Annotated in this window: 11 protein-coding genes and 3 pseudogenes; 7 read left to right on the forward strand and 7 right to left on the reverse strand. The window is 64.6% G+C overall.

Annotated elements, in window-relative coordinates:
- Nucleotides 1-615, reverse strand: a complete 615-nt coding sequence (locus VGV41_RS02050; RefSeq protein ID WP_326861985.1) for a GIY-YIG nuclease family protein — start codon at nt 613-615, stop codon at nt 1-3.
- Nucleotides 616-1,283: 668 nt separating this feature from the next.
- Here VGV41_RS02050 and VGV41_RS02055 point away from each other — a divergent pair.
- Both VGV41_RS02055 and VGV41_RS22985 read left to right on the forward strand, forming a co-directional pair.
- Nucleotides 1,284-2,126, forward strand: coding sequence for a hypothetical protein (locus tag VGV41_RS02055; RefSeq protein ID WP_326861986.1), 843 nt, complete (start codon nt 1,284-1,286; stop codon nt 2,124-2,126).
- Between the two features lie 104 nt (nt 2,127-2,230).
- Nucleotides 2,231-2,337 (forward strand): annotated as a pseudogene (locus tag VGV41_RS22985) (LLM class flavin-dependent oxidoreductase); the annotation flags it as partial.
- Between the two features lie 87 nt (nt 2,338-2,424).
- Here VGV41_RS22985 and VGV41_RS02060 read toward each other — a convergent pair.
- Together VGV41_RS02060 and VGV41_RS02065 are read right to left on the reverse strand one after the other, a co-directional pair.
- The gene (locus tag VGV41_RS02060) at nt 2,425-2,736 is read right to left on the reverse strand and encodes a type II toxin-antitoxin system RelE/ParE family toxin (protein WP_326861987.1); all 312 of its coding nucleotides are present in this window, start codon (nt 2,734-2,736) and stop codon (nt 2,425-2,427) included.
- Nucleotides 2,737-2,940: a hypothetical protein gene (locus VGV41_RS02065; protein ID WP_326861988.1), complete on the reverse strand. Its 204-nt coding sequence runs from the start codon at nt 2,938-2,940 to the stop codon at nt 2,737-2,739. It lies immediately after the preceding gene.
- 42 nt (nt 2,941-2,982) lie between these two features.
- On the opposite strand from VGV41_RS02065, the gene VGV41_RS02070 reads away from it, so the two are divergent.
- A complete protein-coding gene (locus VGV41_RS02070; protein WP_326861989.1) occupies nt 2,983-4,005 on the forward strand; it encodes an LLM class flavin-dependent oxidoreductase in 1,023 nt (340 codons plus the stop codon).
- 188 nt (nt 4,006-4,193) lie between these two features.
- Here the strand turns inward: VGV41_RS02070 and VGV41_RS02075 are convergent, their stop codons facing one another.
- From VGV41_RS02075 to VGV41_RS02090, 3 genes and pseudogenes are all read right to left on the reverse strand, one after another.
- A complete protein-coding gene (locus VGV41_RS02075) occupies nt 4,194-4,562 on the reverse strand; it encodes a hypothetical protein (protein WP_326861990.1) in 369 nt (122 codons plus the stop codon).
- 93 nt (nt 4,563-4,655) lie between these two features.
- Nucleotides 4,656-6,728: pseudogene (locus tag VGV41_RS22990) on the reverse strand (hydantoinase B/oxoprolinase family protein); the annotation flags it as partial.
- Between the two features lie 386 nt (nt 6,729-7,114).
- A pseudogene (locus tag VGV41_RS02090) lies at nt 7,115-8,756 on the reverse strand (hydantoinase/oxoprolinase family protein); the annotation flags it as partial.
- Between the two features lie 113 nt (nt 8,757-8,869).
- Between VGV41_RS02090 and VGV41_RS02095 the strand changes: the two are divergent.
- A complete protein-coding gene (locus VGV41_RS02095) occupies nt 8,870-9,847 on the forward strand; it encodes a tripartite tricarboxylate transporter substrate binding protein (protein ID WP_326861991.1) in 978 nt (325 codons plus the stop codon).
- Entirely contained in the window at nt 9,847-10,551 is a 705-nt protein-coding gene (locus VGV41_RS02100) for a substrate-binding domain-containing protein (RefSeq protein ID WP_326861992.1), read from the forward strand. The genes VGV41_RS02095 and VGV41_RS02100 overlap by 1 nt, the downstream gene beginning before the upstream one ends.
- A 67-nt stretch (nt 10,552-10,618) precedes the next feature.
- On the opposite strand, the gene VGV41_RS02105 is transcribed toward VGV41_RS02100, so the two are convergent.
- The gene (locus tag VGV41_RS02105) at nt 10,619-12,337 is read right to left on the reverse strand and encodes an OmpA family protein (RefSeq protein WP_326861993.1); all 1,719 of its coding nucleotides are present in this window, start codon (nt 12,335-12,337) and stop codon (nt 10,619-10,621) included.
- 320 nt (nt 12,338-12,657) lie between these two features.
- Between VGV41_RS02105 and VGV41_RS02110 the strand changes: the two genes are divergently transcribed.
- Nucleotides 12,658-13,518, forward strand: a complete 861-nt coding sequence (locus tag VGV41_RS02110) for an MEDS domain-containing protein (protein WP_326861994.1) — start codon at nt 12,658-12,660, stop codon at nt 13,516-13,518.
- A 203-nt stretch (nt 13,519-13,721) separates the two neighbouring features.
- A complete protein-coding gene (locus tag VGV41_RS02115) occupies nt 13,722-13,997 on the forward strand; it encodes a ribbon-helix-helix domain-containing protein (protein WP_326861995.1) in 276 nt (91 codons plus the stop codon).
- Nucleotides 13,998-14,118: the final 121 nt, after the last annotated feature.

The following is a 14,118-nucleotide window of genomic DNA, read 5'->3' on the forward strand; positions in this document are numbered from 1 at the left end:
TCAGGCCGGCTCGTCGAATTCATAAAGAACGGTGTATCGAGATTTCCGCGGCTCAGATAACGCCGCATCTTTAGCCGCCGATTGCAGTGCCTCTTTGGCCTTGGTGAATGAACATTGGAGCAGTTCGATGCCGGTCTGGCTAAAACCATCTTTCCAGTACGGTTTCGTCACCGAAAATCGAGATAATTTCGAGCGGGCTTGATGCTCAATGTCTCCAGCATTTCTTACCTCGACGGAGAAGATCACGGTCCAATCATTTGCGCCGCCATAGGATTCAGCGCGCAACTGCCGTTCCCTCTGCGGGATGTTCATGCATGTCCCAATTTTGATGAGCTGAGTTGAAAGCGAGCCTGCAATATAGACGTACTGATCGGCGCTGTGTCGTGCCTGAAATGCTAGCTTCTTCGGGTCGCATTGCACGCAGTGTCCAGCACGAGTTCTGAGGCGGTGGCCGCCCCGTCCGCAAGCCGTCCCGAGGGCGATGGTTTTGCCTTCTTCGCGGATGAGTCGCTTCCAAACGTCGCCGGACATGCCTCGTGCGTCGAAGACGTCGTCGACGCTTAGGCCGTGCCACCGCAGAAACCGTTTCTCTCCGTCGGTAAGTAGCTCATCCATATGGCTTTCCTCCAGCTTCGAAAGCCCGTCACCTGCGACATAATCTTCTTTGCGTGTGCCGACGTAAAGCTACACTCAAGAGACGTAGGCCGCGAGTCGTTATTTTGGGAACGGCCTCCCGACTTTCACTTGCTTCCAGCCTAGGAGGCGCCTGCTAAGGGGCTATCGATGTTTATCGCGGATGTTAGCGACGCAAGGTTGGACGAAATTTGGAAGCAAGGAGAGATTCCCGCGATCCTAAGACGGGGAGGGAAGGGAGAGCGCTTGCGAGCTAGAATTCCTGAAGTCGGTGACGAGGAAGAATGGCTTCAAAACGGACGGCGGCTTTCGCCAGAGTGGATCGAGGAATATCAATGTTGGGAGCTACCGAAGGCATGGTTTAACGATTTTGTGGTCCGTGCGCTGACACGCTACCGAAGGCTCTACATTGTGCAGCCATATCGAGAGCAAGAAAAGTGCTCGCCATCTTGTTTGAATGCCATGGGGCACGAATGTCAATGCTCGTGCATGGGAGCAAATCACGGTTCAGGCAACGACGGTAGTTGGTTTGAAGTCTCTGAGGCGTTTGCTGTTCGTTGGGGCGAGAGATATTTGGCGTGCAGGCTGATAGTTGCAATCTAACGCCGTTTCGTCTGCGACATGTAATCTGCCAGGCTGGATAACGTTAAATGTCAAAATCGACACCACAGCCTGTATCCGAAGTCGCGATTCCATATCGCCCTGAGGCGACATGGCTATGCACGGACGCCATGTACCGCTTCGTAGTTGAATACAAAAAAATACTTGATCTGTTTTGGTGTGTAGTCGATACGGCGCACAGAATAGATCAAATGCAGGCTATAGCCGCCCATGCCCTTGCCGATCCGGCAGATAGGGAAAAAGGGGTCGATGGGTTCAACAAGAGGGTTATGTTTCAGCGCGTGCAAGAGCTTTCTGAGCAGATTTCTCGCAACCTCGTGATTGGAATGGTCAATAATTTCCATTGTTATTTATCGGAATTGCTTCAGGAAGTAATGTTAAAAAGACCAGAGATTTTGCGTTCGAGCGAGCGAGTTACAACAGAAGATGTTTTGCAGTTCGCGCGGGTGCGCGACATCCGCTCTTTTCTCGCAGATCGAAAAGTGTCAGAGCTGTCTTACGGTGGTCTCCGTCAAACGCGTGAGTTTATAAGTGATAGACTGGGTGTAGAGCTATTTTCTGCGGAAGAGCAGGAGCGCTTGCTGACCATCTTTGTCGAGATCAGGAATGTGCACACGCACAATCGTGGGGTCGTAAACAGGCTTTTTTTAAATCGTATTCATCAGGCTAGGCATCCGAAATTCGTTTTTAAGATAGGGCAGTTCCATCAGGTGGGCTTCGATGAATTTGTCTTGCTCTCAAACAATTGCGTTGACGTGTCAAGGCATCTAGACGCTGTAGTCGCGGCAAAATTCAAGCTCAAGAGATCGCGCTATAAGACGCGCGATAAGAGCGTGGCCGGAAACGCGGTCACTAACCCGCTAGCAAATTGATGCTAATCTGCCTCATCATTTCGATGCTCCGGCAGCGTTAGGCCTCGGGGGAATCTGTCGCGAACATTGCGAATTGGTCATGCTCAGTCCATAGCTCAACCATGATGCAACACACCGGCTTCCTCTCCTTCGGCCACTGGACCCCGTCGCCGCAGTCGCAGACGCGCTCACCCAGACCATCGCGCTCGCCGTCGCGGCCGAGGCGCTGGGCAATTTGGGAAATAAGACGTGGATGGCCGGGGCATAAGGGCGTTCACGCCCGTCTTCAACGGGCTATGCCCAGCCAGGACGGAGGGGCTCACTCCGCCTCGAATGTCTCATCAATGTCTTGCCGCCCATCGAGCACGCGCACGATTTGCGGCGTGTCGTTGACGACCCGGTAGAAGACGACGTGGGGCGTGGCGGCGAACGAGCGTAGCTCCGGGCGCACCTCATTGCGCGCGCGTCCGGCCAAAGGGTGGTCTTCGATCAGCGCAATGACATCGGCGATGGCGCGCAGAACCTTTTCCGCGGTGTGCCGGCCGGCGACGCCGACGTAGTAATCCCAGATCCTGTCGCGATCGGCGAGCGCCTCGGGCGACCACAGCGCGGCGCGCCGGGCGGCCGGCATCTAGCCGTTCTTTTGCCGGAGGAAATCGTCGATGGTGGACTCTGCACCCTCGCCCGCATCGAGCGAGCGGAGGCCCTTGTCGATCTCCGCGCGCAAGGCGCGCAGTTTTTCGACATGGGAGAGCAGGGTCCGCCCGATCTTTTCCTGATCCTCGGCCGGCAGGCGCTCCACTTCGGCAATGGCTTGTTGAAGCGTTTTGACCATGCCAGCACTATATCAGGTCACCGGACGCAAGACAGCACCCCCATGAAACACATCGGCTTCCTCTCCTTCGGCCACTGGACCCCGTCGCCGCAGTCGCAGACGCGCTCCGCCGCCGACGCGCTGACGCGGACCATCGAACTCGCCATCGCCGCCGAGGCGCTGGGCGCCGACGGCGCCTATGTCCGCGTGCATCACTTCGCCCGCCAGCTCGCCTCGCCGTTCCCGCTGCTGGCGGCGATCGGCGCGCGCACCAGCCGCATCGAGATCGGCACCGCGGTCATCGACATGCGCTACGAGAACCCGCTCTACATGGCGGAGGACGCCGGCAGCGCCGACCTCATCGCTGGCGGCCGCCTGCAGCTCGGCATCTCGCGCGGCTCGCCGGAGCAGGTGATCGACGGCTTCCGCTATTTCGGCTACGCGCCGCCCGAGGGGCAAACCGACGCCGACATGGCGCGGCGGCACACCGAGGTGTTCCTCGAGGTGCTGAAGGGCGAGGGCTTCGCCAAGCCGAACCCGCGGCCGATGTTTCCGAACCCGACCGGCCTCCTGCGCCTCGAGCCGCACTCCGAGGGCCTGCGCGAGCGCATCTGGTGGGGCGCCGGCACCAACGCCACGGCGGAATGGGCGGCGAAGCTCGGCATGAATTTGCAGTCGTCGACGCTGAAGATCGACGAGAGCGGCAAGCCGTTCCACGTGCAGCAGGCGGAGCAGATCCGGCTGTTCAAGGCGGCGTGGGCGGCGGCGGGGCACAAGCGGAGCCCAAGGGTGTCGGTGTCGCGCTCGATCTTCGCGCTGGTCGACGACCGCGACCGCCTATATTTCGGCCGCGGCGAGAAGGACGGCGACCAGGTCGGCATGCTGAGCGAGACCGAGCGCGCCATCTTCGGCCGCAGCTATGCCGACGAGCCGGACAGATTGATCGAGCAGCTGAAGGGCGACGAGGCGATCGCCGAGGCGGACACGCTGCTGCTGACGGTGCCGAACCAGCTCGGCGTCGACTACAACGCGCATGTCATCGAGGCGATCCTGACCCACGTCGCGCCGGCCTTGGGCTGGCGGTAGCTACACGAGCCGCCGTGCGCAACAGCGTCGCCGTATTTGCCCTCTCCCCTTGTGGGAGAGGGCATCCGCAGCGCTGCAGCGGATAAGAATGGGTGAGGGGGCCTGACCCCCTCACCCGGCAATAGTCGTGGAGAGTCTCTCAATGCCCTCTCCCACAAGGGGGAGAGGGCGCAGCGACGGGCGCTACGCTACTTGCACCTTTGCAGCTTGAGCGCGCCGCCGGGGTGCTGGTTCATCTCGAGATGGTCGCCGTCGCGCGCGTGCAGCGTGTAGTTGGCGTTGGCGTTGGCGATCTGCCCGGTGGTGATGATGTCGGTGACGCGCCAGGTCGCCGCGCCGGCGGCGGTGACGGTGCGGTTGCGATAGGCGGGCACGCCGCCTTTGGAGTCGGTGCGCTGGTTGCCGTTGAAGGCGATGACGCGCTTGCCCGCGCAGTCGACCGGCTTGTCGGTGAAGCCGGAGACGACGCCGAAGCGGCCGTCGACCGGGTAGGTGTCGGCCAGGGCCGCGGCGGGCAGGGCGGCCGTCAGGACGGCGATCAGAATCAGGGTGCGCATGTCCTCAAGTTTATACCCCCGGCGGCCGGCGCAAGGGGCGGCGGCGGCGCGTGCTCCGCGCATGCTTAACGGTCGGCAATTGAGCCTTATTGGTCAGGCCTTGCCGTAGCCGCCCGCCGTCGGCGTCTGGATGATGACCGCCTCGCCGGCGTCGATCACGGTGGCGTCGGCGCCCTTCAGTTTCACCAGTTTGCCGTCCTTGCGCCGAACGCTGTTCTCGCCGATCTCGCCGTCTTCGCCGTTATTGAGCCCCGGCGGCCGCACGCGCCGGTGGCCGGACAAAATCGTGCATTCCATCTGCTCGAGGAAACGGATGGTGCGGCGGATGCCGTCGCCGGCGTGCCACTTCCCCTTGCCGCCGGAGCCTTTGCGGATGTGGAAGTCCTCGAGCACGACGGGATAGCGGAATTCCAGCACCTCCGGGTCGGTCAGCCGCGTATTGGTCATATGGGTATGGACGGCGTCGGTGCCGTTAAAGCCCGGGCCGGCCGGCGAGCCGGAGCAGATCGTCTCGTAGTACTGGTATTTGGCGTTGCCGAAATTGAGATTGTTCATCGTGCCCTGCGCCGCCGCGAGCGCCTTGAGCGCGAGGAACAAGGTGTTGGTGACCGCCTGCGACGTCTCGACGTTGCCGGCGACGACGGCGGCCGGATATTCCGGCGTCAGCATCGTGCGCTTGGGGATGACGATGTTGATCGGTCGCAGGCAGCCGGCGTTCATCGGGATGTCGTCGTCGACCATGACGCGGAAGACGTAGAGCACGGCCGCGCGCGTCACCGGCTCCGGCGCGTTGAAGTTGGTCGGCTGCTGCGCCGAGGTGCCGGTGAAGTCGACGGTCGCCTCGCGCTTCTTCTTGTCGACCGTGATCTTCACCTTGATAAAAGTGCCCTGGTCCATCTCGTAGGAATATTGCGCCTCGTGCAGGCGATCGATGACGCGGCGTACGCTCTCCGCCGCGTTGTCCTGCACGTGCTGCATGTAGGCCTTCACCACCGGCAGCGTGAACAGCGCCACCATCTTGCGCAACTCGGCGACGCCCTTCTCGTTGGCGGCGATCTGCGCCTTGATGTCGTTGACGTTCTGGACCGGATTGCGCGCCGGATATTTGGCCCCAAGCAGCGCGTCCATCAGCGCCGCCTCGCGGAATTTGCCGCGGTCGACCAGCTTGAAGTTGTCGAACAGCACGCCCTCCTGCTCGATGTTGGTCGCGTTCGGCGACATCGAGCCGGGCGAGATGCCGCCGACATCGGCATGATGGCCGCGCGAGGCCACCCAGAAGAGGATTTCGGGCTGGCCCTTCTTCTCCCCTCCACCCACAGAGCGAAGCGACGTGGTGGGGAGGGGTCGGGGGTGGGGGGTGCTTTTCCTGACATTCGATGACCCCCCACCCCGACGCGCTGCTACCGCAGCGCGTCGACCCTCCCCACCGCTTCGCGAGGGGAGGGTGGAAAACACCGGCGTGCAGACGGTGATATCGGGCAGGTGGGTGCCGCCGTTGTAGGGCGCGTTGATCGCGTAGACGTCGCCGGGCGCGATCCTGCCTTTGTTCTCGCGGATGATGGTCTCGACCGCGCGGTCCATCGAACCCAGATGCACCGGCATGTGCGGCGCGTTGGCGACGAGCGTGCCGTCGTGCGCGAAGACGGCGCAGGAGAAATCGAGCCGTTCCTTGATGTTGACCGAATAGGCGGTGTTCTGCAGCGAGACGCCCATCTGCTCGGCGATCGACATAAACAGGTTGTTGAACACCTCGAGCATCACCGGATCGGCGTGCGTGCCGATAGCGAAGCTGCGCTTGAGCTTCCTGGCGCGTGTGAGCACGAGGTGGTTCTTGGCGGTCAGCTCCGCCTGCCAGCCGGGCTCGACGACGATGGTCTGGTGCGGCTCGATGATGATCGCCGCGCCCTTCACCTTGGCGCCGGGCTTGAGCTGCTCGCGCGTGTAGACGTTGGCCTTGTGCCATTCGCCTTGCGAGAAGAAGCGTGTCTTGCGCGCGGGCGAGGGGAGCTTGGCCGCCGACTTGCGCAGCTTCTTCTCGGCGAACCTGGCGCCGCCGCCGATCGCTTCGACCGACACCGCCTCGACGACCATCTGCTTGGCGCGATCGATGAAGCCGAAACGCGCCTTGTGCGCCTTCTCGAAGGCGCGCTGCATGTTTTGCAACGAGGAACTCTTCACCTCCCCCTGGAGGGGGGAGGCAGAAGGCGGCCTCCGGCCGCCGTCTGGATGAAAAGGGCGCCGATGCGAAGCATCGGCTATGGAGCGAAGCGAGCCGGGAGGGGGTGATCTTCGTTTGCTGCGTTTCACCCCACCCCGACGCATCGCGTGAGCGCGCTGCGTCGACCCTCCCCCTCCAGGGGAGGGTAAAGAAGAGAAGGCATCTACGACGAGCGCCGTATCCGTGCCGGCATAGCGGATATGGGCGCGCACGATCAGCTTGATCTTGGCCTTCGGCACGCCCTGGCCGGCGACCTCTTTGACCGCGTCCTTGCCGAGCCGGCCGCCGGTGCGCTCGACGGCCTTGAGCGCCTTGTCGCCGAACGGCAGCTCGATTGCCTGTTCGCGCGTGGCGCGGATATCGGCCAACCCCATGCCGTAGGCCGACAGCAGCGACGAGAACGGGTGGATGAGCACGCGCGTCATGCCGAGCGCGTCGGCGACAAGGCAGGCGTGCTGGCCGCCGGCACCGCCGAAGCAGTTGAGCGCGTAGCGCGTGACGTCGTAGCCGCGCTGCACGGAGATCTTCTTGATGGCGTTGGCCATGTTCTCGACGGCGATCTTGACGAAACCGTCGGCGATTTCCTCCGGCGCCTTGCCGCCGACCTCCTTCGCCATCGCGGCGAAGGCGGTCGTCACCGCCGCCTCGTCGAGCGGCGCATTCTGATGCGGCCCGAAAATCTTCGGGAAGAAGTCGGGCATCAGCTTGCCGAGCATCACATTGGCGTCGGTGACGGCGAGCGGGCCGCCGCGGCGATAGCATTTCGGACCCGGATTGGCGCCGGCGGAGTCGGGCCCGACGCGGAAACGGGCGCCGTCGAAATGCAGGATCGAGCCGCCACCGGCGGCGACGGTGTGAATGAGCATCATCGGCGCGCGCATGCGCACGCCGGCGACCTCGGTCTCGAAGGCGCGCTCGTATTCGCCGTCGAAGTGCGACACGTCGGTCGAGGTGCCGCCCATGTCGAAACCGATCAGCCGGTCGAAGCCGGCCTCGCGGCCGGTCTCGGCCATGCCGACCACGCCGCCGGCGGGACCCGACAGGATCGCGTCCTTGCCCTGGAACAGCTCGGCGGCGGTGAGGCCGCCGGAGGACATCATGAACATGAGGCGGATGTCCCCTCTCCCCGCGTGCGGGGAGAGGGTGGCGAGGTCGGCGGAGCCGACCGAGCCGGGTGAGGGGGCGTCACCGCGAGTCTGAGCGCCTGGAAGCTGCCCCTCACCCCGACCCTCTCCCCGCAAGCGGGGAGAGGGAGCATCACCGCCTTCCATCTCCTTCGCCACCTGCGCCACATATCTGCGCAGGATCGGCGACAGATACGCATCGACCACGGTCGTGTCGCCGCGGCCGACGAGCTTGATCAGCGGCGACACTTCGTGGCTGACCGAGACCTGGCCGAAGCCCATCTCGCGCGCGACCGCCGCCACCTGCTTCTCATGTTCGGGAAACCGATAGGCGTGCATGAACACGATGGCGACGGCGTCGATGCCGTCGGCCTTCGCCGCTTCGAGGTCGCGGCGCACCGCGTCGAGGTCGAGCGCGCGCTCGATGGCGCCGTCGGCGCGGACGCGCTCATCGACCTCGGCGACGCGCTCGTACAGCATGTCGGGCTTGACGATCTGCTTGGCAAAGATCTTCGGCCGCGCCTGATAGCCGATCTTCAGCGCGTCACGGAAACCTTTGGTGATGAGCAGGAGCGTGCGGTCGCCCTTGCGCTCCAGGAGCGCATTGGTGGCGACGGTGGTGCCCATTTTCACGGCGCCGACCTTGCCGGGCGGGATCGGCTCGCCGCTCTTCAGACCGAGCAGATCGCGGATGCCCTGCACCGCTGCGTCGGCATAGGCCTCGGGGTTTTCCGACAGCAGCTTGTGCGCCTGCAACGAGCCGTCCGGCCGCCGTGCAACGATGTCGGTGAAGGTGCCGCCGCGATCGATCCAGAAATCCCAGAGCCGCGAAGAAGATTGCCGTGACGCCATGCCTGCCTCGATCGTGGAGCGCGCACTATGTCCGGCCTGTCGGGCCCAAGACAAGCCTGCTATAGCAAAACAGGAGGATGACGGCTCAGATCATCCCAAGGGGAGGAAACAGAATGCTCAAACGTCGCCAATTCCTGCACCTGGCCGCGGGCGCTGCCGCGTTGCCGCTCATCTCGACCGGAGCGCGTGCCGACTCATACCCGTCGCGGCCGATCCATTTGATCCTCGGCTTCGCGCCGGGTTCGGCCAGCGACACGGACGCGCGCCTGATCGCGCCGGAGTTGGCGCAGCGGCTCGGTCAGCAGGTGGTGGTCGAGAACAAGACCGGCGCCGGCAGCACCATCGCCGGCGAGATCGTCGCCAAGGCCGCGCCGGACGGCCACACGCTGCTGCTGATGACGATCACCAACGCGGTCAACGAGACGTTCTATCCGGACCTCAATTACGACTTCGCGCGCGACATCGTGCCGGTGGTCGGTACGTTCCAGTCGCCGAACGTGCTGGCGGTCAATCCGAACCTGCCGGCGAAGACGCTCGCCGAATTCACCGCATACGCCAAGGCCAATCCGGGCAAGATCAACTTCGCCTCGTTCGGCGTCGGCAGCGCGCCGCACATGAACGGCGAATTGTTCGACCTGATGGCCGGCGTGAAGATGGTGCATGTGCCCTATCGCGGCAGTCCGCTGCCCGACCTGTTGAGCGGTCAGGTGCAGGCGATCTTCAGTCCCATGCCGGTCGTCATCGGCGCCATCCGCGCCGGCAAGCTGCGCGCCCTCGCGGTCACCACGACGAAGCGTTCGCCGGCGCTGCCGGACGTGCCGGCCATCGCCGAGACGCTGCCGGGCTTCAACGCGTCGGTCTGGCACGGCATCGGCGTACCGAAGGGCACACCGCCGGAGATCGTCGCCAGGCTCAACAAAGAGATCAACGCCGTGCTCCTCGAGCCGAAGATCAAGGACATGTTCGCCAAGTACGGCGGCGTGCCGCTGGGCGGTTCGTCTTCGGACTTCGGCAAGTTCGTGTCGCAAGAGATCGCCCAGTGGGCGAAGGTGATCAAGACGGCGAACATCAAGAAGGAGTCGGAGCACTGATGCCGACGGGTTCCGGCGCGGCGGCGCTGAACGTGCTCAGCGGCAACGGCCCGCGCGCCGCCGTGCGCGAACTGTGCCGCCAGTTCGGCGACGCGCACGGCATTGCCGTCGATGTCGCCTTCGACGTCAACCCGGAGGTGATCCGGCGCGGCGAGGCGGGCGAAGCCTTCGACGTCGCGGTCGGCAACCCGCCGACCATCGAGGCGCTGATCAGGTCCGGCAAGGTCGTCGCCGGCAGCCTGACCGATTTCGGCCGCTCCGGGCTCGGCGTGGCGGTGCGCAGCGGCGCGCCGAAGCCGGATCTGTCGAGCGTGCAGGCGTTCAAGCGCGCGCTGCTCGCTTGCAAGGCAGTGGCGTTTCCCGGCGAAGGTGCGAGCGGGCGCTATTTTGTCAGCGTCGTCGAGCGGCTGGGCATCGCGCAGGAGATGCAGGGCAAGCTCAAGCCGATGGCGGCCGAGGACTGCGTCGAGGTTGTGGCGCGCGGTGACGCCGACATGGTGGTGGTCGTCGCCACGCGCATCGTCGACGTGCCGGGCGTCGATTACGTCGGCCCGATTCCGGAGGACTTGCAGACCAAAATCGGCTTTGCCGCCGGATTAAGCGCGGGCGCGCAGGATCCGGAGCCGGCGCGGGCACTCATCCGCTTTCTCGCCGCGCCGGAAGCGAAAGCGACGCTGCGCGCGAAAGGCGTCGAACCGGTCTGAGGCGCAAACGAAAAACGAAAACGCGCGGGCGACCGGCCGGCCGTCCGCGCGTTTTCTTTCGTGTCGATCAGCGCGCTGCCGCCTGGTCGATGAGCGGCGTGATGCGGCGCACCGATACGCGCCGATTGGCGCGCGAGGCGTCCTGCGTCTGCACCTTGAGGTCCTGCTCGCCGTAGCCCTGCGTCACCAGGTTCTCCGGCGGCACGTGGAACTGCTCGGTGAGCGCCACCGCCACCGCTTCGGCACGACGGTCGGACAGCGACAGATTGTCGTCGTCCGAGCCGACCGCGTCGGTGTGGCCCTCGATCAGAAACACTTCGCGCGGGTTGCGCTGGATGGCGCGGTTCAGGCCCTGCGCCACCACGCTCAGGTTGTCGACCTGATCGGGCGTGAGCTGCCACGACCCGGTGTCGAAATTGATATCGAGGTCGAGCCGCGGCATGCGCTGGCGCAATGGCGCGCTGTAGCGGACCTGCGCGATCGTATAGGGATGCGCGATGCGCTCGACCGGCGGTGCGTCGAGCACGTCGTAGATGGTCTGCGGCTGCGCCCGATCGAGCTCGACGATGTAGCGGTCGCGCGGGATATGAATCACCGGCGGCGGCAGCTCGACGAAGATGTCGCGCGTCTCGCTCGGGCGCTCGTCGATGATCACGATCTCGTGGCCGTTCTTCTCGCGGCGCACGCGCCGGAGGAGATGGCCGTCCGCGTCGGTGACGTTGATAATGCTGTCGCCGTCCGGCCGCACGATCACGGTGGTCGTCTCGTTGCCGCGATGTTCGACATTGACGTTGCGGGCGCCGACGGCGAAGCGTTGCGCTTCGTTGTGACGGATGATGACGCGGTTGTTCTCCTTGACGATGGCGCGGTCGCCCTCGGTGATGACCGTGCGATTGCCTTCGTGCGTCTCGTGCCGCTCCTTGTGCACGTCCTGGATCGTCATCGTCGGCTTGCTGTTGTTCTGCCGGATGAAATCGCTGGCCGGGCGCGGCTTCTGCGGCGGCGCGGTCAGCGCCGGCGCGGCCGTCTGCGCGTTGCGGTTCGGCGTCTGCGCCGCCGGCGATTGTGCGGCGGGCGCGGCGGCCGGAGCCTGCGCCGCGGGTGCGGCCGGCGGTTGTGCGCCGCCTTGCGCCGCGGGGCGCGTCTCGTTGCGGTTGTGCTCGTCGCGTCCGTTGCGCGGCGGCTCGTTGTGCTGCGCGGCCGCGGGCGGCTGCGCCGATTTCTGTTCGGCCGCCGCCGGCTTGTTCGGCTGCGCCGGCGCGGTGGCCTTGTTGGGCTGCGACGCCGCGGGCGCGGCCTTGTCGTGGTCGCGGCCGTGGCGGTTTTCGTCATGCCCAGGCGCGGCGTCTTGACGCGGCGGCGCCGACTGCGCCGGCTTCATCGGTTCATGTTGCGGAACTGGGGCGGCGGACTTGGGCGCCTCGTGCGACGCCGGCTTTTCGGCGGCCTTAGGTTCGGGTTTGGCCTCAGGCTTGGGCTGCGCCTGATGCTCCGATGGCTTTTCGGCGGCTTTCGGAGGTGCGGCGTGCTGCGGCGCAGGCTTCTGCGCCGCATTCGGCGGCTGGTGCTGCGCCGGCGCGGGCGGACGATGCTCTTCGCGTCCTTTTTCCGCGCCCTTGTGCTCGTTCTTCTTCTCCTTCCCGTTCTCTTCTTCGTGCGGTGGCGGCGAGGCCTGCGCGACGACGAGACGTCCGCTATCGATTTCTGGTGCGGCTTGCGCCGCGGGTGCGGCGGCCAGCATCAGCACGGCGGTTCCGGCAAGCAAAAGCGTTTTCGTCGAAGTCATCGTCGCAAGGCTCCGGTTGCTATGAGATTGGCGCGGGTCAGGTCTTCGGTGCGCGCGTCACGCCCAACTCGCTGCTCCGTCCGCGGTTCCGCGCGATTCGCGTGCGTGCGACGATTGCGACAGAGCGTGTCGGAATCGTGCAATAAAAGTGGCGGCGTGGATCGCCGGCGGCGCATGCAAGCTTGTGCTGTCGACGCGGCGACGATCATGCGTGCACTCGCGGATTTTGGCGACGTCGCGCGACAGCCTCGTGAAACCTTGTCGCAAACCATTTTTTATGAGATCGCCTGACACGTTGGGGGGTTCAGTCGGAGATCGCGATGGCGACGGTCCTTCGCAACAGCGGCATCCCCTTCATCGACCAAGTGAGCTGGGGATCGCATCTGTGCGCGTTTTACGAAACACCGCACGATCTGCTCGAGACCGTCGCAGGCTATTTCGCGGCCGGCTTCGCCATGAACGAGATGTGCGTCTGGGCGATGCCGGATGAAGTGCACTCAGACCGCGCCGAAAGCCGGCTGCGCGACATGATCCCGCATTTCGACGAGCACGTCGGCCGCGGCCGTCTGCGCTTTGTCACCGCCGCCGATCGCTACATGGTCGAAGGCCGCTTCGACGCCGACGCCTTCGATGCCTTCTGGGTCGCGCTGCTCGATCAGGCGCTCGCGCGCGGTCACGACGGCATGCGCATCAGCGGCGAGGCGCTCTGGCTCGCCAAGCAGCCGCGCGCCGATGCGCCGACCAGCGAGCGCTGCGTCGAGCGTCTGCTTGCGGGCAGGCCGATGATCGTCCTCTCGACCTACCATCTCGCCGCGAGTCGGGCGGCCGATCTGCTCGACGCAGTGCGAGCACACCATCCCGTGGTCGCGCGCCGCGACGGCGATTGGCAGCCGGTAGATGCTTCGAACATGCCGCGCAATGGTCTTGCAGTCAGGGATCTCGGGGCCGCGATCACGCGGATGCAGTCGCAGATCCAGGGGTCCGATCAGTTGACGGACCGGGAGCGCAAGGTGTTCGCGCTGCTCATCAACGGCGCGTCGAGCAAGGAAGTCGCGCGCGATCTCGGCATCAGCCCGCGCACCGTCGATTTCCACCGCGGCAACATCATCGAGAAGCTCGGCGCCCGCAATACCGCCGATGCGATCCGCCGCGTGCTCAGCCGGCGGCGAGGTCTGCACTGAGCGCAGAGCCGGTATCCTCGTAATTTTACTAGTGTATTTCCCCCGCGGAGAGGGGTAGGTCAGTCTCGGGTCCGGTTTTCGCAGGCGCAAAAAAGGGTCTGGCGAGCAACCGGCTTTCTGAAGCAGTATCGGGCAGCGGATGACGTGGCGGCTGAGGCCGTCGCCGGCGGGGGCGCGCGCTGCCGGACAGTAGAAGGGTCATCATGAATTCTGCAATCGTGAAGCGTTCCGTCTCCCTCGGTGGTCACAAGACCAGCATCAGCCTCGAAGACGCCTTCTGGAACTACCTCAAGGAGGTCGCGGAAAGCCGCGGCGTCTCCGTTTCGATCATCGTCGCCGAGATTCAGGCGCAGGACAGGCGCACCAACCTGTCCTCCGCCATTCGTCTCTATGTGCTCGAGCACGCCTGTGAGCGCTGCGCCGTTGCCGAAGGGCGCGACATCCCGCATGTCCGCCCGGAAATCACGGCCAACGCCTGATTGTAACGACCGGCGGTTGTACGACTTCACCGGTCGCTAACCAGCAATTTCAACTCCCCGTCTACCTCTTCCCGCTAGGAAGAGGGGGCGGGGAGGAAAGTCATGGGGCCGGACGTGTTGG

Origin of the sequence: Pseudolabrys sp., assembly GCF_035943735.1 — a bacterium.
Taxonomy (GTDB): Bacteria; Pseudomonadota; Alphaproteobacteria; order Rhizobiales; family Xanthobacteraceae; genus Pseudolabrys.